The 21074-nt window shown below is 69.3% G+C and carries 21 protein-coding genes and 2 pseudogenes; 18 read left to right on the top strand and 5 right to left on the bottom strand.

Annotated elements, in window-relative coordinates; all coding sequences use genetic code 11:
- Positions 1-3: 3 nt before the first annotated feature.
- The 3 genes from WBK31_RS27795 to WBK31_RS27785 form a co-directional block, all read right to left on the bottom strand.
- On the bottom strand, positions 4-801 hold the full coding sequence (locus tag WBK31_RS27795; protein WP_364070921.1) for an ABC transporter permease: 798 nt from the start codon (positions 799-801) through the stop codon (positions 4-6).
- A complete protein-coding gene (locus WBK31_RS27790; protein WP_378786851.1) occupies positions 798-1382 on the bottom strand; it encodes an ABC transporter permease in 585 nt (194 codons plus the stop codon). The genes WBK31_RS27795 and WBK31_RS27790 overlap by 4 nt, the downstream gene beginning before the upstream one ends.
- Positions 1383-1569: 187 nt before the next feature.
- Complete coding sequence (locus WBK31_RS27785; RefSeq protein ID WP_364070925.1) at positions 1570-2559, bottom strand: ABC transporter substrate-binding protein; 990 nt, start codon at positions 2557-2559, stop codon at positions 1570-1572.
- A gap of 520 nt (positions 2560-3079) precedes the next feature.
- Here WBK31_RS27785 and WBK31_RS27780 point away from each other — a divergent pair.
- The 14 genes from WBK31_RS27780 (at position 3080) to WBK31_RS27715 (ending at position 14621) form a co-directional block, all read left to right on the top strand.
- Positions 3080-5842: a nitrate- and nitrite sensing domain-containing protein gene (locus WBK31_RS27780; RefSeq protein WP_364070928.1), complete on the top strand. Its 2763-nt coding sequence runs from the start codon at positions 3080-3082 to the stop codon at positions 5840-5842.
- Between the two features lie 73 nt (positions 5843-5915).
- Positions 5916-6338 (top strand): roadblock/LC7 domain-containing protein, encoded by a 423-nt coding sequence (locus WBK31_RS27775; protein ID WP_378786848.1) that lies wholly within the window; start codon positions 5916-5918, stop codon positions 6336-6338.
- Positions 6339-6343: 5 nt separating this feature from the next.
- The gene (locus WBK31_RS27770) at positions 6344-6739 is read left to right on the top strand and encodes a DUF742 domain-containing protein (RefSeq protein ID WP_378786854.1); all 396 of its coding nucleotides are present in this window, start codon (positions 6344-6346) and stop codon (positions 6737-6739) included.
- Positions 6740-6746: 7 nt separating this feature from the next.
- Positions 6747-7307 carry an ATP/GTP-binding protein gene (locus WBK31_RS27765; protein WP_364070263.1) on the top strand — a complete coding sequence of 187 codons (561 nt, stop codon included), beginning with the start codon at positions 6747-6749 and terminating at the stop codon, positions 7305-7307.
- A 57-nt stretch (positions 7308-7364) separates the two neighbouring features.
- Positions 7365-8912: a signal recognition particle protein gene (gene ffh, locus WBK31_RS27760; protein ID WP_364070076.1), complete on the top strand. Its 1548-nt coding sequence runs from the start codon at positions 7365-7367 to the stop codon at positions 8910-8912.
- 476 nt (positions 8913-9388) lie between these two features.
- Positions 9389-9829 (top strand): 30S ribosomal protein S16, encoded by a 441-nt coding sequence (rpsP, locus tag WBK31_RS27755; protein ID WP_364070078.1) that lies wholly within the window; start codon positions 9389-9391, stop codon positions 9827-9829.
- Between the two features lies 1 nt (position 9830).
- Positions 9831-10076, top strand: coding sequence for an RNA-binding protein (locus tag WBK31_RS27750; RefSeq protein ID WP_043634919.1), 246 nt, complete (start codon positions 9831-9833; stop codon positions 10074-10076).
- Between the two features lie 73 nt (positions 10077-10149).
- A complete protein-coding gene (rimM, locus tag WBK31_RS27745; RefSeq protein ID WP_378786856.1) occupies positions 10150-10650 on the top strand; it encodes a ribosome maturation factor RimM in 501 nt (166 codons plus the stop codon).
- Complete coding sequence (gene trmD, locus WBK31_RS27740; protein ID WP_364070082.1) at positions 10650-11429, top strand: tRNA (guanosine(37)-N1)-methyltransferase TrmD; 780 nt, start codon at positions 10650-10652, stop codon at positions 11427-11429. Before rimM ends, trmD begins: the two co-directional genes overlap by 1 nt.
- A 155-nt stretch (positions 11430-11584) precedes the next feature.
- Positions 11585-11947 (top strand): 50S ribosomal protein L19, encoded by a 363-nt coding sequence (gene rplS, locus WBK31_RS27735; protein WP_364070084.1) that lies wholly within the window; start codon positions 11585-11587, stop codon positions 11945-11947.
- A 141-nt stretch (positions 11948-12088) separates the two neighbouring features.
- Entirely contained in the window at positions 12089-12943 is an 855-nt protein-coding gene (gene lepB, locus WBK31_RS27730) for a signal peptidase I (RefSeq protein WP_364070086.1), read from the top strand.
- Positions 12943-13536, top strand: coding sequence for a signal peptidase I (lepB, locus tag WBK31_RS27725; protein WP_378786859.1), 594 nt, complete (start codon positions 12943-12945; stop codon positions 13534-13536). The genes lepB (WBK31_RS27730) and lepB (WBK31_RS27725) overlap by 1 nt, the downstream gene beginning before the upstream one ends.
- A 53-nt stretch (positions 13537-13589) precedes the next feature.
- Entirely contained in the window at positions 13590-14258 is a 669-nt protein-coding gene (locus WBK31_RS27720; protein ID WP_364070090.1) for a ribonuclease HII, read from the top strand.
- Positions 14259-14297: 39 nt separating this feature from the next.
- The gene (locus WBK31_RS27715) at positions 14298-14621 is read left to right on the top strand and encodes a DUF2469 domain-containing protein (RefSeq protein ID WP_364070092.1); all 324 of its coding nucleotides are present in this window, start codon (positions 14298-14300) and stop codon (positions 14619-14621) included.
- Positions 14622-14675: 54 nt separating this feature from the next.
- Here WBK31_RS27715 and WBK31_RS27710 read toward each other — a convergent pair.
- Positions 14676-15056, bottom strand: a pseudogene (locus WBK31_RS27710) (response regulator transcription factor); the annotation flags it as partial.
- 267 nt (positions 15057-15323) lie between these two features.
- Positions 15324-15440, bottom strand: a pseudogene (locus WBK31_RS27705) (histidine kinase); the annotation flags it as partial.
- A 976-nt stretch (positions 15441-16416) separates the two neighbouring features.
- Between WBK31_RS27705 and WBK31_RS27700 the strand changes: the two are divergent.
- The 4 genes from WBK31_RS27700 (at position 16417) to WBK31_RS27685 (ending at position 20608) form a co-directional block, all read left to right on the top strand.
- Positions 16417-17301: an ABC transporter ATP-binding protein gene (locus WBK31_RS27700; RefSeq protein WP_364070095.1), complete on the top strand. Its 885-nt coding sequence runs from the start codon at positions 16417-16419 to the stop codon at positions 17299-17301.
- A gap of 389 nt (positions 17302-17690) precedes the next feature.
- Positions 17691-18035: a hypothetical protein gene (locus tag WBK31_RS27695; protein WP_378786862.1), complete on the top strand. Its 345-nt coding sequence runs from the start codon at positions 17691-17693 to the stop codon at positions 18033-18035.
- Between the two features lie 656 nt (positions 18036-18691).
- Positions 18692-19051, top strand: coding sequence for a YraN family protein (locus tag WBK31_RS27690; RefSeq protein WP_378786864.1), 360 nt, complete (start codon positions 18692-18694; stop codon positions 19049-19051).
- Positions 19052-20608, top strand: a complete 1557-nt coding sequence (locus tag WBK31_RS27685; RefSeq protein WP_406673425.1) for a YifB family Mg chelatase-like AAA ATPase — start codon at positions 19052-19054, stop codon at positions 20606-20608.
- Positions 20609-21074 lie beyond the last annotated feature (466 nt).

The following is a 21074-nucleotide window of genomic DNA, read 5'->3' as shown; positions in this document are numbered from 1 at the left end:
AAGTCACGGGTTGCGCGTGGCCTGCCGGTGCCACACCAGCACCCGGCGCTCGGCCAGTACGAACAGGGAGTTGACGACGTAACCGAGGATGCCGAGCAGCGTGATCGCGGCCCACACCGCGGCGCCGTCGAAGCTGCGCTGGGCCTGCAGGAGCTGGTAGCCGATGCCGTCGCTGCCGCCGATCAGCTCGGTGATCACCATGAGGATCAGCGCGAGCGACAGGCTCAGCCGCAGCCCGGCGAAGATCTTCGGCGAGGCGGCCGGCAGCACGACCACGCGCAGCCGCTGCATCCTGGTGAGGTTGAAGACGGTCGCCGTCTCCATATAGGTCTTGTCGATCGCTCTGACGCCGTCGATCGAGTTGAGCAGCACCGGCCAGATCACCCCGAACACGATCGTGATGAGCTGGGTGATCAGCACGCCGTGCGGAGACTGGAAGCCGGCCTGCAGCACCAGGAACGCGGGGATCAGCAGCGGCGGCGGCAGCGCGCGGCCGAACTCGATGAGCGGATCCACGAAATCGGTGGCCGTGCGCGAGCGGCCGAGCAGCATGCCCGCCACGATCCCGACCACCGCCGCCAGGATCCAGCCGCCGAACATGCGGCCCAGGCTGGGCAGGATGTTGTCGATCGCGTCGTCGGTCAGGAAGGCGCGGCTCCCCGGGCCGGAGAACCACAGCTCGTACATCTTGCCCACGATCATCGTGGGCGGCGGGAAATCGCCGTCGCCTATCGCCCGGGTGCCGAACTCCCAGACGACGAGCACCACCGGGATGAGCCAGAGCTTGGTGAGCGCTTTCATCGCTCCGCCGCCCCCGTCCGCATCGTGTGCCAGCGGAACAGGCGGCGCTCGCCGGCCCGCAGCAGCACGTTCGCGAGCGCGCCGAGGATCCCGGCCCAGACCGTCGCCGCCCACATGAGGTCGGTCCTGTTGCCGCTGCCGGCCAGGTTGACGAAGACGCCGATCCCGGCGACGCCGCCGGCCAGCAGCTCGGCGCTGACCGCGAGCACGAGGGCGATGCCACAGGCGATCCTGATGCCGGTCGCCATGAAGGGCGCCGCGCTCGGCAGGCTCACCCTGACCAGGACGGCCAGGGGGCCGAAGCCGAAGCTGCGCAGCGACTCCTTGGCCACGGGGTCGACGTCGTGCATGCCGTACAGGGTGTTGATGAGGATCGGCCAGACCGCCGCGTAGACGATGACCGAGACCTTCATCAGCTCGTCCACCGGGATCAGCAGGATCGCCAGCGGGATGATCGCCACACTCGGGATTGGGCGCAGGAACTCCAGCACGGGCCTGATCGTCCGCTCCACCGGCGGCAGCGCGCCGAGCAGCACGCCCACCGGCACGGCGATGGCGGTGGCGATGAGCAGGCCGAGCACCCAGTTGATCAGGGTCGCGCCGAGCCCGGACAGGAAGTCGGAGTCGGCGGGCAGGCCGAAGGCCTCCTGCAGGACGGTGGAAGGCGGGGGAACTGCAGCTCCCCGTTGACGACGAAGCGGATGAACAGTTCCCCGAGAACAAGGAACCCCGCGACGCCGATGGCGCCGCGGAGCAGTCGTGCACGCGTCATCCGTTCGCCGCGGGGGCCGCGATGATCGACTTCACGTCGATCGGGCTCTTCAGGTAGCCGTACTCGAGCATGAGGTCGGCGACCTTCTGCAGGCGGTTGGCGTTCAGCTCACTGGGGAAGGTCCCGAGCGTGATCACCGAAGCCGTCTTGGCGTCGATCTTCGTGTACTTCGGCAGCATGGCCTCGATCTCCTTGCGGTCGCTGGAGACGAGCTGCTGCGCCTTGGCGATCGCGCGCTGGAAGGCGGCGAGCGTCTTGGGGTACTTCTGCGCCCAGTCCTCGGTGGCCATCCAGCCGGCGATGGGCAGGTCGGCCGTTTGACCCGTCATGGTGTCCGCCAGCTTGCGGAAGCCGTGCTGGCTCTGGTTGGCGGTGATGAACGGCTCGGTGATCCAGCAGGCGTCGGCCTGGCCGCTGAGCAGCGCGTTGCCCATGTCGGGGAACGGCTTTTCCACGAACTTGACGTCGTCCTCGGTGAGACCGGCCACCTTGAGCTGCGTGAGCGTGGCGAGCGTGGCGACGTTGTTGAGGTTGTTGACCAGAATGGTCTTGCCCTTCAGGTCCGCCACCGTCTGAATAGGCGAATCCTTCGGAACCATCAGGTTGAAGGTGTTCGGGCCCGCCTGGTACATGTCGGCGACCAGCTTGATCTTCTTGCCCTGGCTGACCGCGGCGAACGTGGAAACGTAATTGGTCTGGGAGATGTCGAGCGCGCCGCTTTCGATCTGCGGCAATGCCGCCGCGCCACCGGTGATCGTGACCGGCTGAACGGTCAGGCCCTCTTCCTTGAAGTAGCCCTTCTCGTTCGCGACATACAGAGCCACCGGGTCGGGAATGGGCAGCGCCCCGACCTTGATGGTGGTCTTCTCAAGGCCGCTGCCACCGGCCGACGCACTGCTGGGCTCGTCGGAACCGCCGCAACCGGCAAGAGTCAGAGCGACTGCGACGCCGAGAGCAATGGCGCTACAGCGCAGTTTGCGTGTCATTGGGGGGTTCTCCTACCAGGGGGAAGCTTCTGGAGATCGGCACTGCATGCCGGGCGTGAAGCGTACCGGAGGGGAGATCGAAACGGCAGCCACTATGCCTCGTTTATGCACTTTATCGGCTAAAGATGACCGTCCACGGATATAGATGTATATATATGCATAAAGTGGGTTTCTGAGCTATATGTCCGGATCGAGACTTTGGTTGCGCTCTGTGGTCAAGAGCTTGCCACGTGAACAGGGTGTCATTTGGAACGGTTGAAAACAGCCGAGACGTTGGCCTAAGTATGGGGTTTGTGCTCAAATTGGGCCTCGAACTTGCCTGCGATCACTCGTCCCTTGCGACGAAGCCGCTGAAACCCCCCAAGCAGGCCATGGCGAGAGGTTGCCACCAGTGAGGACAACAACGGCCGACTCCGGTCGTGGCAGGGCCCCGGACATTCCGGAACAGTCTGCGGGCGGAGAGGTTCCGCAGGTACAGCAGCCCGTTTCGGGCAGCCCGTTCGCGCTGCGCAATTGGCGTGTGCGCACCCGCCTCATCGCCCTCATCGCCATTCCCACGATCGTGGGCGTCATTTTCGGCGGGCTGCGGGTCACCGACTCGATCAGCAGCGCCCAGCAGTACCAGCTCATCAGCGACGTGGGACGGCTGGTCAGCCAGCTCGGCGAGCTGGCCCGCGACCTCGGGCTCGAACGAGGCCTGGCCGGCCGCTACGTCGCCGCCAACAAGCGGGCGAGCGAAGGACAGCGGCTCAAGAGCCAGCAGGAGATCGTGGACGCCAGCGCCGCCAGGACGAAGGCGGCCATCGCCGAGGCCCGCGACTCGGTGTCCGACATCGGCCGCAGGACCCTGGACCGCATCGAGGTCCGGCTCTCCCAGCTCGGCTCGCTGCGGGCGGCGTACACCAAGGACCAGATGCCGCCGCTGCCGACGGTCGAGAAGTACTCCGAGATCATCGCCGACCTGCTCCAGGTCTACGACGAGCTCGGCCAGGGCTCGACCGACGAGCAGCTCACCTCCACCGCCGCCGCGCTGCGCAGCGTCGCCCGCGCGGAGGAGGAGGCGTCCAAGCAGCGGGCGCTGCTGATGATCGCCCTGGTGCGCGGCAGGTTCGAGGAGCCGGAGTTCAAGGGCTTCCTCGACGCGGGCTCCCGCCGTGAGAGCGAGCGCTCCTCGTTCCTCGCGGTCGCCACGCCCGCCCAGCGGCAGAACTTCGACAACACCGTGGCCAGCCAGAAGATCGGCCGCGCCGAGTTCTACATCAGCCGCGCCGTGCTGCTGCACAACAGCGGCACCCCGCTGCGCCGGCTCGACAACTCCAGCACCAAGGACGTCGACCTCTGGTTCGACTCCATCTCCGAGACCGTCGACCGGCTGCACCAGGTGCAGAAGTCGCTGTCGGAGGAGGTCGCCACCCGCAGCGCCGACGTGGCGAGCGCCGACAGGCAGCTGGCCGCGATCAACATCGGCATCGTGGTCGTGCTGCTCGTGCTGGTCCTCGCGATCACCGCTCTCATGGCGGGCTCGCTGGTCCGCCCGCTCAGGCGGCTGCGCAGCGACGCGCTCAGGATCGCCGGCCACACGCTGCCCGACCTGGTCCGCCAGCTCCGCGAGAACGACATCGACCCCGACAAGATCAGGGTCCCGCCCATCGAGATCAACTCGAAGGACGAGATCGGCGAGGTCGCGCGGGCCTTCGACGAGGTGCACCGCGAGGCGGTCCGCCTGGCGGGCGAGGAGTCCAGGCTCCGCAGCAACGTCAACGCGATGTTCGTGAACCTGTCGCGGCGCAGCCAGACCCTGGTGGAGCGGCAGATCACCCTCATCGACAGCCTGGAGCAGGGCGAGCAGGACGAGCAGCGGCTCAGCAACCTGTTCAAGCTCGACCACCTGGCCACCCGCATGCGGCGCAACAGCGAGAACCTGCTGGTCCTCGCCGGCCAGGAGCCGCCGCGCCGCTGGAGCCAGCCGGTCCAGCTCGTCGACGTCGCCCGCGCCTCGCTGTCGGAGGTGGAGAACTACGAGCGCGTCGTGCTGGAGGTGCCGGAAGGCGTCTCCATCGCCGGCCAGGCCGTCAACGACGTCATTCACCTGCTCGCCGAGCTGATCGAGAACGCGCTGTCGTTCTCGCCCCGCGAGACCCGCGTCCCGGTCTCCGGCAGCCGGATCGACGGCGGCGGCATCATGCTCTCCATCAGCGACTCCGGCATCGGCATGACCGCCGAGGAGCTGGCCCAGGCCAACGAGCGGCTGAGCGAGGCGCCCACCGTGGACGTCTCCGTCTCCCGCCGCATGGGCCTGTTCGTGGTCGCCAGGCTGGCGCACCGCCACGGCATCCGCGTCCAGCTCCGCCCGCACGGCTCCGGCGGCCTGACCGCCATGGTGCTCATCCCCGAGTCGCTGCTCGGCCCGTCGGCCCCCTCGTACGCGGGGGCCGCGCCGGCCGCCTCCAGGGAAGAGCAGTTCCCGTCCGTGCCCCAGCCGGGACCGCAGGGCGGGTCGTGGCCCGCCGCGTCGTACCAGCTCGGACCCGGGCACCCGTCCTATCCCTCCTATCCCTCTGCAGAGGCGTTCCCGTCGGCCGGGTCGTGGCCGTCGAGCCCCGCACTGCCCGCCGAGGCGGCGGGGTGGATGTCCCAGGACTCCTCCAACGACGTCTGGGTCGCCTCGCGCGGCGCCCCCGCGGGCGAGAGCCGGCTCCCGCAGCGGGAGAACGGGCTGCCCCGGCGCGAGGGCTCGCTGCCCCAGCGCGGCGCCGGCGCCCTGTCCGACGACACCCGTCCGTGGACGCGCGAGCCCGCGTCCGGCGGCGACTTCGCCGACAGCGAGTCCGCGGCCACCGGCCCCCTGCCCGCCATCTCGTCCGGTCAGCCCGGTCAGTCAGGCCAGTCCGGCAACGGCAACGGCGAGTACCTGCCGATCTTCGCCTCGGTGGAGTCGGCGTGGTTCGACCACTCCGCGGCGTCCGACGACGCCAAGTGGAGCTCGCCGAAGGCGGACGAGGGCTGGAGCGCGGCCGAGGTGGTACGCGAGCCGGTGCGCGACGGCGCGACCGCGGCCGGCCTGCCCAAGCGGGTGCCCAAGGCGAACCTGGTGCCCGGCTCCGCCGAGACCGCCACGGCGCCCAAGGGCGTCGCCCCGATGCCGGCGATCTCGCCGGAACGGGTGCGCAGCCGGCTGTCCAGCTTCCAGCAGGGCTTCAGAGCCGCACGCGACGACATCAGCGAGGGCAGGACGTACGGGTCCGGGCCCAGGGATAACAGCAGTAGGAATGAGGGCGCATGAGCGAGCGTAACGAGCGGCCAGTACGACACGGCCGACTACCGTCGTCGCTCGAGCGACCGGCGAAGGAGAAGGTATGAACGACCTGAGCCACGCGGCACGCGGGGTGGACTGGTTAATCACCGACTTCGTCAACACGGTCCCCGGCGTCGCGCACGCGGTGGTGGTCTCGTCTGACGGTCTGCCGTTGGCGGCGTCGGCGGGTTTTCCTGCTGATCGTGCGGATCAGCTGGCTGCGATCGCGTCGGGGTTGGTGTCTTTGACGCAGGGTGCGGCGCGGGTGTTCGAGGGGGGTGCGGTCAATCAGACGATCGTGGAGATGCAGCGCGGGCTGATGCTGATCATGTCGATCAGTGATGGTTCGTGTCTTGCGGTGCTGGCGGCGCCGGACTGTGACATGGGTCTGGTGGCGTATCAGATGACGTTGATGGTCGATCGCGCCGGTCAGGTGCTGACTCCGGCTGTGCGTGCCGAGCTGCGCGCCAGTCAGTCAAGGTGATGTAGGTGAGCAATTCGTGGAACAGCGGCGGCTGGGAGCCCCCACCACCGCCCCCAAGATCCGAACCGCCATCGCCGGTGCGCCCCTACGCCGTCACGGGCGGGCGGACCGCGCCCAAGCTCAAGCTGGCGATGGAGGCCCTGGTGTCGTCGGCGACCGCCGAGCACCGGGAGTTCTCCCACATCACGCCGGAGTACAAGGCGATCAGCCAGCTCTGCCTGCAGGTCAGGTCGGTGGCCGAGGTGTCGGCGCTGCTGCGGATCCCGCTCGGCGTCGCGCGTGTTCTGATCGCGGACATGGCGGCGGAGGGCCTCGTACGAGTGCACCAGCCGCAGCTCGAGGCGGGTCGACCGGACGTCAACCTGCTGGAAAGGGTGCTCAGTGGACTTCGCAGGCTCTAGCCCCGGTCTGACCTCGACGAAGATCGTCGTGGCCGGTGGCTTCGGGGTGGGCAAGACGACGTTCGTCGGCGCGGTGTCGGAGATCATGCCGCTCACCACGGAGGCCGTCATGACCGACGCCTCCGCCGGGATCGACGACCTCGGCATGACGCCGCTGAAGTCGACCACGACCGTCGCCATGGACTTCGGCCGCGTGTCCCTCGACCGCGACCTGATCCTCTATCTGTTCGGCACGCCCGGACAGCATCGGTTCTGGTTCATGTGGGACGACCTCGTGCGCGGCGCCATCGGGGCCGTCGTGCTGGTCGACACGCGGCGGCTCGCCGACAGCTTCCCCGCCATCGACTACTTCGAGGAGGCGCAGCTTCCGTTCGTGGTCGGCATCAACGGCTGGGACGGCCAGTACCCGCACAGCGACGCCGAGGTGCGCGACGCCCTGACCCTGGCGCCGCACATCCCCATGGTGCGGCTGGACGCCCGCTCCAAGGAGTCGGTCAAGAACACGCTGATCCAGCTCGTCGAACACGCATTGACGGTCAGGATGGCCGTGCCAGGTTGGAGCGGCTAGCGGAGCGGCTAGGCTGGAGTCTTAGACGTACATTCGCTTCGAGGACTGGCCAACCACGTGTTCGAGACGCTATCCGACCGGCTGACATCGGTCTTCTCCTCCCTCCGATCCAAAGGGCGGCTGTCCGATGCCGACATCGACGCCACCACCCGCGAGATCCGCATCGCCCTGCTCGAGGCCGATGTCGCGCTGCCGGTGGTCAAGGCGTTCGTCGCCCAGGTCAAGGAGCGTGCCCGCGGTTCCGAGGTCTCCCAGGCGCTGAACCCGGCGCAGCAGGTCGTCAAGATCGTCAATGACGAGCTGATCGAGATCCTCGGTGGCGAGACCCGCAGGCTGCGCTTCGCCAAGACGCCTCCGACCGTCATCATGCTGGCGGGTCTGCAGGGTGCAGGTAAGACGACGCTGGCGGGCAAGCTGGCCAGGTGGCTGCGCGAGCAGGGCCACGCGCCCATGCTCGTCGCCGCCGACCTGCAGCGGCCCAACGCCGTCCAGCAGCTGCAGGTCGTGGGCGAGCGCGCGCAGGTCGCGGTCTACGCGCCGGAGCCCGGCAACGGCGTGGGCGACCCGATCGAGGTGGCCCGCAGGTCGGTCGACGAGGCCAGGCGGCTCAACCACGACATCGTCATCATCGACACCGCCGGCCGCCTGGGCATCGACCAGGAGATGATGAAGCAGGCCGCCGACATCCGCGACGCGGTTTCGCCCGACGAGGTCCTGTTCGTGGTCGACGCCATGATCGGCCAGGACGCCGTGGTCACGGCGCAGGCGTTCATGGAGGGCGTCGGCTTCGACGGCGTGGTGCTGACCAAGCTCGACGGCGACGCGCGCGGCGGCGCGGCCCTGTCGGTGCGCCACATCACCGGCAAGCCGATCATGTTCGCCTCGACGGGTGAGAAGCTCGAGGACTTCGACGCCTTCCACCCCGACCGGATGGCCTCGCGCATCCTCGACATGGGTGACATCCTCACCCTGATCGAGCAGGCCCAGAAGACGTTCGACGAGGAGCAGGCCGCCAAGATGGCGGGCAAGCTCACCTCGGGCGAGAACTTCACCCTCGACGACTTCCTCGAGCAGATGCAGATGGTCCAGAAGATGGGGCCCATCAAGAACCTGCTCGGGATGATGCCCGGCATGGGGCAGATGCGCGATCAGATCAACTCCATCGACGATCGCGACCTCGACCGCATCGCGGCGATCATCCGCTCCATGACGCCGGCCGAGCGCCAGGACCCGAAGATCATCAACGGGTCGCGCCGCGCTCGCATCGCCGCCGGTTCCGGCGTCAGCGTCAGCGCCGTGAGCAACCTCGTCACCCGCTTCTTCGAGGCACAGAAGATGATGAAGCGGATGGCGGGCGGCATGGGCATCCCCGGCATGCCGGGCGGCCGGAGCAAGGCGGCCAAGTCGCAGAAGAAGAACAAGAAGGGGCGGCGCGTCAGCGGCGACCCGCGCAAGGCGGCGCTCGGCAAGGCCGGGTCGTCGTCCGGCGACGGCGCCAAGAAGAGCGGCGGCGTGCTGGGCAACCTCGGCGGGAAGCTGCCGCCCGGGGTCGAGCTGCCGCCGGGCTTCGACCCCTCCAAGCTCCGCCTTCCCGGCCAGAAGTAGGCTGCTTCGGGTTCGCGCCGCCCCGAGGTTCGGGGCGGCGCCGCCGTGTCTTGGCGAGCTTCGCGACGACCGTCGGCTTTCCGGGTGAGCCTGCGACGACACGCCCGGCTGCTCGATGGGCTTCACGGCGACGCGCCCGGGGTTGCCTGGCGGCCGGCCGGTGTGCGGCGGGGGCTCTGGCCTGGTGGCGGGGTGGGAGCCGCCACGCTCGGCCGGAGCTCTCGCCAGGCCGTGCCCGGCGCTCCTCGCGGCGGGCTCGCCGATTCCCCGGGGATTGTCGGATCTTTGCGCCGAGCTGTGGTGACAGGTCGTGAGCAGTGCCGGGGATCTGGCAGAATGACATGTTGGAACACCGTGACCAGGCGGGTGCCCTCTCATCTCCCGCCGGACGCGTTTGTCCCTGGAGCGTCGTCGCGTCGTGCCCCACTCGGCGAGGCGCCGTTCACCCACGTGCGAATGCAGGAGAGACCACACCCGTGGCAGTCAAGATCAAGCTCAAGCGGCTCGGCATGATCCGCAACGCTCAGTACCGCATCGTCGTCGCCGACAGCCGCACCAAGCGTGACGGCCGGGCGATCGAGGAGATCGGTCTGTACCACCCGAAGGAGAACCCTTCGCGCATCGAGGTCAACGCCGAGCGTGCGGCCTACTGGCTGGGTGTCGGCGCGCAGCCGACCGAGCCGGTGCTCAAGCTGCTCAAGCTCACCGGTGACTGGCAGAAGTTCAAGGGCGAGCCCGCTCCGCCGCCGCTGAAGGTCGCGGAGCCCGCGCCTGACCGTCACGCCATCTACGAGGCCGCGGCCAAGGAGGCGCTGTCCGGTGGCGACACCGGCACGGCCGCCACCACGCCGAAGAAGTCCAAGAAGAAGGACGAGGCCGAGGCCCCCGCCGAGACCAAGACCGAGGGCGAGGCCTGACGTGCTCGAGGAGGCTCTCGAGCACCTCGTGAAGGGCATCGTCGAACATCCAGACGATGTCCGGGTCCGCGCACGCCGCATTCGCAGCGGGCGCGTCCTGGAGGTCCGGGTGCATCCCGAGGACCTGGGCAAGGTCATCGGACGCGGCGGGCGCACCGCCAAGGCGCTGCGCACGGTCGTGAACGCCCTGGCCGACGGGAAGTACGTACGGGTCGATCTGCTCGATCTGCACGAAGCAGTCCGTTAGCGTCAGGTTTCTGCGCCCTCATCGGCTTCGTACCGATGGGGGCGCTTGCGTTGATAAGAGAAGGCAGGTTCACGTGCAGCTGGTCGTCGGCCGGATAGGCCGCCCGCACGGGGTGCGCGGTGAGGTGACCGTGGAGGTGCGCACCGACGATCCCGAGCTGCGCTTCGCCCCCGGCACCGCCATCGCCACCGACCCCGCCGACCGGGGGCCGCTCGTCGTCGCCGGCCGCCGGTGGCACAAGGGCGTGCTGCTGGTGGCGTTCGAGGAGGTCCCCGACCGCAACGCCGCCGAGGAGCTGCGGGGCACCATGCTGGTCATCGACTCGGCCGACGTGGAGCCCTCCGACGACCCCGACGAGTTCCACGACCACCAGCTCATCGGCCTGACCGTGGTGACCGTCGCGGGCGAGCACGTGGGCGAGGTGGAGGACGTGCTCCATCACGGCCAGGACCTCCTCGTCGTCAAGAGGAAGGGCCAGGACGAGGCTCTCATCCCGTTCGTCAAGGCGCTGGTGCCCGAGGTCGATCCGGAGGCGGGGCGGCTGGTCGTCGATCCCCCGGAGGGCCTGCTGTGATGCGCCTCGACATCATCTCCATCTTTCCCGAGTACTTCGCGCCGCTCGACGTCTCGCTGATCGGCAAGGCGCGCGAGCGCGGCATCCTCGACATCCGGGTCCACCAGCTCCGCGACTGGACCCACGACGTCCACAAGACCGTGGACGACACGCCGTACGGCGGCGGCCCCGGCATGGTGATGAAGCCCGAGGTGTGGGGCGAGGCCATCGACGACGTGATCGGCGACGGCTCGCCGCGCATGATCGTGCCGACGCCGAGCGGGCGGCCGTTCACCCAGGAGCTGGCGCAGGAGCTGGCGGGGGAGTCGTGGCTGCTGTTCGCCTGCGGGCGCTACGAGGGCATCGACGCGCGCGTCATGGAGGAGTACTCCACGCGGCTGCGCGTCGACGAGGTCAGCATCGGCGACTACGTGCTGGCCGGCGGCGAGGTGGCGGTGCTGGTCATGATCGAGGCCGTCGGCAGGCTGCTGCCCGGCGTGCTGGGCAACGCCCAGTCGGCCGTGGACGACTCGTTCGCGCCGGGGGCGATGCGCAACCTGGTCGAGGGGCCGGTCTACACCAAGCCGCCGGTGTGGCGGGGACACGAGGTGCCCCCGGTGCTGCTGTCCGGACACCACGGAAAAGTCGCCAGATGGCGGCGTGACGAGGCGATCCGGCGTACCGTACGGAACAGGCCGGAACTGGCGGCGGCGCTCGACCCGGCGACGCTCGACAAGCATGATCGCAAACTGCTCGAAGAGCTGTCGTTTCGCCTCCAGCCGGAAGATATGGCAAACTGAATCGCTGCCGACCAACAGCGGTCGGTGCTGCGTGCCCGGGAAGAGCGACCCCGGACCCCAAGAGACAGCAAGCGCGTCCACTTCGCCGCCGTGCTCATGCCGAGTTCGGACGGGTGGACCTCCGCGTGCCCGCGAACTTTGAGGAATAGACTCTCATGCACACGAAGATCCAGGAGCTCGAGAAGGCGACCCTGCGCGATGACGTGCCGGACTTCCGCCCCGGTGACACGCTCGAGGTTCACGTCCGAGTCGTCGAAGGCAACCGTTCCCGAATCCAGGTCTTCAAGGGCTTCGTCCTGCGCAGGCAGGGCAGCGGCGCCCGCGAGACCTTCACGGTCCGCAAGGTGAGCTATGGTGTCGGCGTCGAGCGCACCTTCCCGGTGCACAGCCCGGTCATCGAGAAGATCGTCCTCGTGACCCGTGGTGACGTCCGCCGCGCCAAGCTCTACTACATGCGCGACCTTCGCGGTAAGGCCGCCCGCATCCGCGAGAAGCGCGAGACGACGGCCGCCAAGTAAAGCCTCGTTTTCCGATGGCCCGCGTGTAAGCGCGGGCCTTTCGGCTTTACAGCGGCGTTTCCTTTATGTGGAGCGACTCGTGCGTGGGTGTAACGTCGGTCGAGGGTTGTCGGGCCTAGTCATCATCTAGGCTCGTCAGCGATGACTAGCGAAAGCCAGGAGCACGGCGCTGCGCGCCGCCCTGTCGAGGACGAGGTGGACGTGGTCGCCGAAGAGACTCACAAGCCGGCCAAGGGCGAGAAAAAGGAGAAGAAGGGGTCATTCTGGAAAGAGCTCCCCGTTCTCATCGTGGTCGCCCTGGTACTGGCCCTGATCATCAAGACGTTTGTGGTCCAGGCCTTCTACATTCCGTCGGAGTCGATGGAGAACACCCTGCTCAAGAACGACAGGGTCCTGGTCAACAAGCTCGTTTACCACGTCAGGGACATCGAGCGTGGTGACGTGGTGGTCTTCTCCGGTGTCGACTCCTGGGACGGCGAGTTCCAGATGGAGGAGCCGTCCAACGCGGTCGCGGCGTTCTTCCGGTGGGTGGGCACCGCCTTCGGCGTGGTGCCCGGCGAGAAGGACTACATCAAGCGCGTCATCGGCGTCGGCGGCGATCACGTGAAGTGCTGCGACTCCCAAGGCCGCATCACGGTCAACGGCACACCGATCAACGAGGAGAGCTACCTCTATCCGGGCAACGTGCCCTCCGACACCTTCTTCGACATCACCGTGCCGGAGGGGCGGCTGTGGGTGATGGGCGACCATCGCTCGGTCTCGCTCGACTCGCGCTCCCACACCGGTGATCCGGGCGGCGGCTCGATCCCCGTCAGCCAGGTCATCGGACGGGCCTTCGTGATCGTGTGGCCGTTCGACCGGTTCGGCTCCATCGACATACCCGAGACCTTCGCTCAACCCGCGCTGCAGGCGCTCGGCGGGTCGGTCCCGCTGGTGGCCGGGTTCGGGCTGGCCGTACCCTTGGTCCTGGTTCGTCGGCGTCTGAGGAGGCGCTGATGGCCTTCTTCAAGAAGGCGGAGGGTGTGGCAAAAGAGAAGAAGAAGGGCGGTTTCCGGGAGACCGTCCTGCTGATCGTCATGGGGGTCGGCATAGCGCTGCTGCTCCAGGCGTTCGTGGTCGGGTCGTTCTACATCCCGTCGGAGTCCATGGAGAACACCCTGCTGGTCAACGACCGGGTGTTCGTCAACAAGCTCGCGGGCAAGCCGGAGCGCGGCGACATCGTGGTGTTCAAGGGCTGGAACGGCGAGGACACGATCAAGCGGGTCATCGGCGTCGGCGGCGACCATGTGAAGTGCTGCGACAAGCAGCGGCGCATCACGGTCAACGGCACCCCGCTCGACGAGGAGTCGTACCTCTATCCCGACGACTACCCTTCCGGCGACGAGTTCGACGTCACGGTGCCGGAGGGGAAGCTGTGGCTGATGGGCGACCACCGCAGCGCCTCGGCCGACTCCCGGGCCCACATGGAGGAGCCCGGAGGCGGTTTCATCTCGGAAGAGGACGTCATCGGCAAGGCCGTGGTGCGCTACTGGCCGCTGTCGCGGGGCTACCTGTTCTCCCGTCCCGAGACCTTCGACAAGGTCAAGTAGGCGTCCGCTTCAGGTCGCGGTTTGCGGCGAATGGGGCGTACGCTGCCTGTGTCATGACAGTAGCGTTCCGCCCTCGACCGAGCGTCGTCCGGCGCGATTCCGGACTCTACGCCTATGAGCGGGCGCTCGCCCGCCGCGGCCTCGCCCCCATCGCGGGCGTCGACGAGGCCGGCCGCGGCGCGTGCGCGGGCCCGCTGGTGGTGGCGGCCGTCATCCTGCGCAAGCAGGTCCCCGGGCTCGGCGACTCCAAGCTGCTGAGCCCGGTGGTGCGCGAACGCCTCTACGAGCAGATCATGCGCGTCTCCCACGTCGGCATAGTGGTCATCCCGCCTGGGGAGATCGACGCAAAAGGTCTGCACAAATGCAACGTCGCAGGAATGCGGCGAGCCGTCGCACAGTTGCCATGTGACCCGGAGTACATCCTGACGGACGGTTTCCCGGTTCCGGGGCTGCCGGCACCGTCACTGGCCGTGTGGAAGGGGGACCAGGTGGCCGCGTGCGTGGCGGCCGCGTCGATCGTGGCCAAGGTGACCCGAGACCGCATCATGGTCGCGCTCGACGAGCGCTACCCGCACTACGGCTTCGCCGAGCACAAGGGGTACGTCACACCGGGACATCGGCTGGCGCTGGAGACGCACGGCCCGTGTCCCGATCACCGTTACTCCTTCGTCACGGTGGCGAGGGGGATGGGTGAGAATGAATTGGGGGCCGGGGTTGCCTGAGCAGGCACACCGGGGGACCGGTACGACAGGAGGACCGCGATGAGCGCAGAGGATCTCGAAAAGTACGAAACCGAGATGGAGCTGCAGCTTTACCGCGAATACCGGGATGTCGTCGGTTTGTTCACATACGTGGTGGAGACTGAGCGGCGGTTCTATCTGACCAACTCGGTCGATCTCGACGTCCGTACCGCGGAGAACGGCGACGTCTTCTTCGATGTGAAGATGCAGGACGCCTGGGTGTGGGACATGTACCGGCCTGCGCGGTTCGTCAAGAACGTGCGCGTGGTGACGTTCAAGGACGTCAACGTGGAAGAGCTCGCCAAGGCGGACCTCGAGATGCCCAAGGAGGGGTTCGCGGGATAGCGCTCGCTCGCCGGGAGGAGCGCCTCTGCCGCTACGTGAGCCCCGCGCCGTGTTCTACGTGAGGCCCACGTCCTGGTCTACGTGGAGCACGCGCCGTTCTGCGTGGGCCCCGCGTCTCCACGTGAGCCCCGCGTCGTGGGCCAGGAGCGCGATCTGGGTGCGGTTGTCCAGGTCGAGCTTGGTCAGGATGCTGGAGACGTGGGCCTTCACGGTCGTGACGCCCATCGAGAGGTCTTCGGCGATGTCGGCGTTCGTACGTCCCCGCGCGATGGCCAGCGCCACCTCGTGCTCGCGCGGCGTCAGCACCGCCAGCGCGGCCCTGGCCCGCTCGTAGGCGCCCGCCTGGGCGATCGCCCGCTCCATCAGACGCCTGGTGACGCGTGGCGACAGGATGGGATCGCCCGCCGCCACCCTCGTGATCGCCTCCACGATCTGCGGACCTCGACCGGCTGGCCGGGGGCGTGTTTGCGGGCGTAGGTGAGGCCCTCCTGGATCACCCGGAGGCGGTCTTGTCCACCGGGGTGGTGGGGTGCCGGTCACCTCGTCGCGCAGCCGTACCGGCTGTCCTGCCTCCCGCGCCTCCCCGATCAGGCCGGGCAGGTCGGCCAGGCCGGGAGGCGGCTCGAACTCGTCCCGCTCGTCGTCCTGCTCGCGCAGCAGGCTGATCACCTGCCGCAGCTCCTCCAGCGCCTGCCGCACCCCCGTACGGACCACCCCCGCCGCTCGTGCGAGCTGCTCGGGGGAGGCGTCGGGACGGTACTCCAGCGCGCCCGCGTGCGTGGCCACCAGGGACAGGCGGTGGGCCAGAACGTCGTGCATCTCCCTGGCCAGCAGACGACGCTCGGCCGCACGGGCCTCCGCCACCCGGCGGCCCTGCTCGGCCTCGGCCCGGCGGGCGCGTTCGTGCAGCGAGGCGAGCAGGGCGCGGCGCGAGCGGGCCAGCGCGCCCCAGCCGAGGAGGGCACCGTACGCGGCGCAGATCAGCAGCAGCCACCACGGCAGCGAGATGCCGGAGCTGGGCCGCCACAGGCCCTGCACCAGGTGGGCCGCCATGCCCGCGGCCGCCACCCCCGCCGCCACCGGGAACCGCCTGCGCTGCGCCACCTGCAACGCGCCCAACGTCGCCGCCGGCGTCGCCACCGGGGACAGCGTGGCCAGGAGCGTCGCGGCCAGCGCGCCGCGTACCGGCCACCATAGCTGGGCCAGGGCCGCCGCCAGGCTCGCCACCGCGACCGCCACGTCCAGCGCCCAGCTCGCCTGGTCGGCCACGGCCCACAACGTGACGCCGGTGAGCGTGCCCGTCGCCAGGATGATGATGGCGATGGCGAGAGGGTACGAGGGGCGGAACGGGTACATCGGGCCAGGCTGGCCCGCGCGCCGGACAGGGCATCACCTACCAAAGTCGGAGACGTCCCCCACCGGGGGAGGGGGCGTCGCGACCTCGCGCCCGATGCGGTGGGTAGGGGCGCTCGGTCATGGTTGGCGGCATGAACGCTCCTACCCCAAGCTCACGTGCCTCCGTCCGAACGTCCACACGAGGGCCGCTCGGCTCCGTCAGAAGACCGCTCGCCGTGCTCGTCGCCGCCGCGATCGCCCTGGCCGTCTGGGCTCTGGCGGTGCCCCTCGCCGGGATCGTGCTGTCCGTGCGGATGGGGGCCTCTCGGCGGTGCCGTGGGTGGTGCGGCGATGTCGGTGCTGGTCGTGATGCATCTCGTCGTGGGTGCCCTCCTCGTGGGCGGGCTGGTACGGCGGTGAGCCCGGTCGCTTCCCGGTCGCGTACAGACAGGAGAACCCCATGACGGTCCTCGCCCGAGCGATCGACGTCACGCGCCGCTACGGCGAGGTGCGCGCGCTCGACGGCGTCTCGCTCGACATCCGGGCGGGCGAGCTGGTCGGGCTGCTCGGCCCGAACGGCGCCGGCAAATCCACCCTCATCAACCTCTTCACCGGTCTGCGCAGGCCGACGTCGGGCACGGTCGAGCTGCTCGGCGGTGCGCCGGGCGACCCCGTGCTGCGGCGCGGTATCGGCGTGACTCCGCAGGAGACCGGGCTGCCGGAATCGCAGCGGGTGGGCGAGATCGTCTCGTTCGTCGCCGCGCACTTCCCCGATCACGCTGACACGGCTGAGCTGCTCGCCCGCTTCGGCCTGGATGGCCTCGCCGGGCGGCAGGTCGGCGGGCTGTCCGGCGGGCAGCGGCGGCGGCTGGGGGTGGCGCCGGCGTTCGTGGGGAGACCGTGGAAGGTGTTCCTGGACGAGCCCACGACCGGGCTGGACGTCGAGGGCCGGCGGGCGCTCTGGGACGGCATCAGGGCGTTCCATGAGGAAGGCGGCACCGTCCTGCTCACCAGCCACTACCTGGAGGAGGTCGAGGCGCTGGCCCAGCGGGTCGTGGTCGTCGGGCATGGCCGTGTGCTGGCCGACGGCACCATGCGGGCCGTGCGGGGCATGGTCGGCACCCGGCGGGTCTCGTTCGCCTGTGATCGGCTGCCCGAGCTGCCCGGTGTCCTCGCTGCCGAACGCGTGGACGGTCGTGCCGACCTGGTCGTCAGCGATCCCGACCGGTTGGTGGTGGAGCTGGTGCGGAGTGGAGTGGCGTTCTCCGGGCTGGAGATCAGGCCGGCCACGCTCGAAGAAGCCTTCCTCGCGCTCACCGCCTCCAAGGAGACTGTTGATGCCTAGTCTCGTGCTCGCGCACACCCGTTTCCTGCTCATCGAGCAGATCAGGACCCCGATCGGGCTGCTGGCCGCCGCGTTCTTTCCGGCCGTGGCGATGGTGGCGTTCGTGGTGCCGTACGCGGGCCAGGACGCCGCGGCGGCGACCACGGCGACAAGCTCGCTGATGCTGTTCGGGGCCATGTCGTCCGCGCTGATCGGGCTCGGCACCGCCGTCGCGCAGGACCGGGAGCAGCCGTGGAGCCCGTACCTGCGCACCCTGCCGGCGGGGCCGCTGCCGCGCTTCGCCGGGCGCATCCTGTCCACGCTGGCCGTCATGCTGCTCTCGGTGATCCCTGTGCTGGTGATGGGGGCGCTGTTCACGGAGGCGGCGGTCACACCGGGCAGACTGCTGCTTGGGGTGGGGGGCGCTGGTGGTGGCCGTGGTGCCGTTCATGCTGATGGGGCTGGTCGTCGGGTACGTGCTGGCGTTCAAGGCCGCCATGGCGGTGGCGCAGCTGCTGTTCTTCCCCATGGCGGTGCTCGGCGGGTTGCTGCTGCCGCCGCAGGTTCTGCCCGGGTTCGTGCAGGTCGTCTCGCCGTACGTGCCGGCCAGGGGTGCGGCCGAGCTGATCTGGTGGGCCGTGGCCGGGACCCTGCCTGAGGTCGTGCCGCTTGTCATGCTCGCGGTGTGGACGGTGGGGATGGCGGTCGCGGCGGTGTGGGCGTACCGGCGGGACGAGGGCAGACGCTTCTCCTGAACGCGCCCGCAACGACGTACACGAAGGGGTGCCCCACCGCTACGAGGGGCCCGCCGATACGAGGGGTCCCACCGCTACGAGGGGGCCCGCCGATACGAGGGGCCCCGCCGATACGGGGGCCTACCGCTACGAGGGGGCCCGCCGATACGAGAGGGCCCGCCGATACGAGGGGGTGCCTCCACCGACAGCGCCGGCCACCGTCACTACCCGCCCCGATATTCCGCTACTGTCACCGCCCGACACGGGCAACCCAGTGCTTCCCAGGGCCTCCCGCGGGAGGGCATGCCACCGTCGCCACCCAACAGCACCCCGACACCGCAACCAGCACCGCCCTGCCACCATCGCAGTGATCGTCACCGCTCCACCACAGTGACCGTCACCGTCACGGGCGGAGCGTTCATGCACCGCCGTCACCACTCCCAGGGCGCTGGTCCACCGCCGTCACCACTCCCAGGGCGCTCGTCCACCGCCGTCACCACTCCCAGGTTCCTCATCCACAGCCGTCACCACTCCCGGGGACACACGGACACACATCCACAGGCGTCGCCACTCTTGGACCCCTCATCCACAGAATCCCGTTCGGCCCCTTCTCGCTGGGCCCGCATCCGCGATGGTCGTGCCACACCCCGCACCCACCGACAGGACGGAGTTCGGCAATGGCCACGGAGAGCAAACAAGAGCTGGGCAAACGCGGCGAGCACCTGGCGGCCGCCTACCTCAAGTCGCAGGGCATGCTTGTGCTCGAACGCAACTGGCGCTGCCGCCACGGCGAGATCGACATCATCGCCGAAGAGGGCCGCACCCTGGTCGTGGCCGAGGTCAAGACCAGATCGAGCAGGTCACACGGCTCGGCGCTGGAGTCGGTGAGCCGGGTCAAGCTGGCCAGGCTGCGGATGCTGGCCGCCATGTGGCTGGCCGGCCAGTCACGTTCGTACGAGTCGGTGCGGGTGGACGTGATCGCCGTCGAGCGCTTCGCGGGCGACTTCTCGCTGCGTCACGTACGCGGGGCGATCTAGATGGCCGTCGCCCGTACGCGAAGTGTGGCGCTGGTGGGGGTCGCGGGCCGCACGGTCGAGGTGGAGGCCGACGTGGGCAACGGCCTGGCCGGCATCCACCTCATCGGCCTGCCCGACACGGCGTTGAGCGAGGCCCGCGACCGAGTCAGGTCGGCCATGGTCAACAGCCACTACCCGTGGCCCGACGCGCGCATCATCGTCAGCCTCTTCCCGGCCAGCCTGCCCAAGCGCGGTTCGCAATTCGATCTTGCCATCGCCGTGGCGATACTCGGGGCGGCGGGCGTGGTCCCCGCCGAGCGCATCGCGGAGCCGTTCTTCCTCGGTGAGCTCGGGCTAGACGGCCGCATCAGAGGCGTGCGCGGCGTGCTCCCCTCCGTCTTGGGGGCGGCCGGCCACGGCGGCGTCACGGTCGTGGTCCCGGCGGCGAACACGGCGGAGGCCGTGCTCGTGCCCGACGTGAAGGTGGTCCCCGTCAGCGATCTGCGCCAGCTCGTGGAGTGGCTGCGCAAGGGCGACGACGCGCCGAGCCCCGTCATCGAGGAGCGCGAAGAGCCCGCCACAGAACACGTCGAGCCGCTGCAGACCACCGCCGCACCCGACGTGGACCTGGCCGACGTCGTGGGCCAGCCGGTCGCCCGCAGAGCCCTTGAGGTGTGCGCGGCGGGCGGCCACAACCTGTGGATGCTCGGCCCGCCCGGCACCGGCAAGACCATGCTCGCCGAGCGCCTGCCCACGCTCCTGCCCGACCTGGAGCTCGACCACGCCCTCGAGGTCACGGCCATCCACTCCGTGGCCGGCACCCTGCCGTCCGACTCTCCGATGATGTCGCGCCCGCCCTTCGTCAGCCCGCATCACACAGCCACGGCGGCGGCGATCATCGGTGGCGGCAGCACGACCGTACGCCCTGGGGCCGTCTCGCTGGCGCACCGGGGCGTGCTGTTCCTGGACGAGGCGCCCGAGTTTCAGCGCAGCGTGCTCGACGCCCTGCGGCAGCCCCTGGAGTCCGGGCAGGTGACGGTGTCGCGATCGGTAGGGTCGGTGATGTTCCCCGCCAGGTTCATGCTCGTCCTGGCCGCGAACCCGTGCCCCTGCGCCCAGGCGGACGACCAGAAGGACACCTGCCGGTGTACGCCGACGGTCAAGCGCCGCTACATCGGCAGGCTCTCCGGGCCGCTGCTCGACCGGATCGACATGAAGGTCATGGTCGCCCGGTCGTCACGGCGGGAACTGCTGGCCGATCGCCAGTTCGTGGAGAGCAGCAAGGTCGTGGCGGAGCGCGTACTCGCCGCCCGCGAACGCGCCGCCGCCCGCCTGGCCGGCACCCCGTGGCGCTCCAACGCCGAGATCCCGTCCTCTGTCCTGCACGCGGAGTTCCGCCCTTCCGCCGACGCCATGCGTCCCATGACGGCCTGCCTCGACGCCGGCACCCTCACCGCGCGCGGCCTCGACCGCGTGGTCCGCGTGGCCTGGACCCTCGCCGACCTGGCCGACAAGGACGCCCCCGGTCAAGACGAGACCAACACCGCCCTGGGCTTCTGGCTCGGCACCCACTCCTGACCCGACAGATTCGCTGCCTCAAGGAGCACCCATGCCCATCACCCCCACCCCACCCGCGCCCCGCCAACCCCTACGCGGCACCTCACGCACGGTACGGACCCTGCTGCCCACGCCGCCCGCGCCGTACCCGCAGGTGACCGAGACGCCAAGCCTCGAACGCTTCGGCACCCCTTTCCCGACGCCATACCCGAACGGCCTGCCGCCTTTCCCATCAGGCGCGGGCGTTGCGGCGAACATCCCACCCGGCATGGGCGTTCCAAGCGTCTCACCCGAGAGCAACGTTCCGGCGAACACCGCTACAGACGGCAGGGCAACATTCACGCCTGGGGATGCCTGTCCGGGGCGCGTACCCGAAGCAGGCGGTGCAGCCTTCGCACAAGAGACCGACGTCTCGACGCTTACGTCGCCCGTCGGCGAGGCTACCTACTGCCCACCCCAGCACTCCACGACCCCCTTCGAGACGTCG

Source organism: Nonomuraea sp. N2-4H, assembly GCF_045291505.1.
GTDB lineage: Bacteria > Actinomycetota > Actinomycetes > Streptosporangiales > Streptosporangiaceae > Nonomuraea > Nonomuraea fastidiosa.
This window is presented reverse-complemented; position numbering and strand designations above follow the sequence as displayed.

Coding starts and splice junctions, on each gene's coding strand:
- WBK31_RS27795 (WP_364070921.1), bottom strand. CDS start 801: ATGAAAGCGCTCACCAAGCTCTGGCTCATCCCGGTGGTGCTCGTCGTC.
- WBK31_RS27785 (WP_364070925.1), bottom strand. CDS start 2,559: ATGACACGCAAACTGCGCTGTAGCGCCATTGCTCTCGGCGTCGCAGTC.
- WBK31_RS27775 (WP_378786848.1), top strand. CDS start 5,916: ATGAACGACCTGAGCCACGCGGCACGCGGGGTGGACTGGTTAATCACC.
- trmD (WP_364070082.1), top strand. CDS start 10,650: ATGCGCCTCGACATCATCTCCATCTTTCCCGAGTACTTCGCGCCGCTC.
- rplS (WP_364070084.1), top strand. CDS start 11,585: ATGCACACGAAGATCCAGGAGCTCGAGAAGGCGACCCTGCGCGATGAC.
- lepB (WP_364070086.1), top strand. CDS start 12,089: ATGACTAGCGAAAGCCAGGAGCACGGCGCTGCGCGCCGCCCTGTCGAG.
- lepB (WP_378786859.1), top strand. CDS start 12,943: ATGGCCTTCTTCAAGAAGGCGGAGGGTGTGGCAAAAGAGAAGAAGAAG.
- WBK31_RS27720 (WP_364070090.1), top strand. CDS start 13,590: ATGACAGTAGCGTTCCGCCCTCGACCGAGCGTCGTCCGGCGCGATTCC.
- WBK31_RS27715 (WP_364070092.1), top strand. CDS start 14,298: ATGAGCGCAGAGGATCTCGAAAAGTACGAAACCGAGATGGAGCTGCAG.
- WBK31_RS27700 (WP_364070095.1), top strand. CDS start 16,417: ATGACGGTCCTCGCCCGAGCGATCGACGTCACGCGCCGCTACGGCGAG.
- WBK31_RS27690 (WP_378786864.1), top strand. CDS start 18,692: ATGGCCACGGAGAGCAAACAAGAGCTGGGCAAACGCGGCGAGCACCTG.
- WBK31_RS27685 (WP_406673425.1), top strand. CDS start 19,052: ATGGCCGTCGCCCGTACGCGAAGTGTGGCGCTGGTGGGGGTCGCGGGC.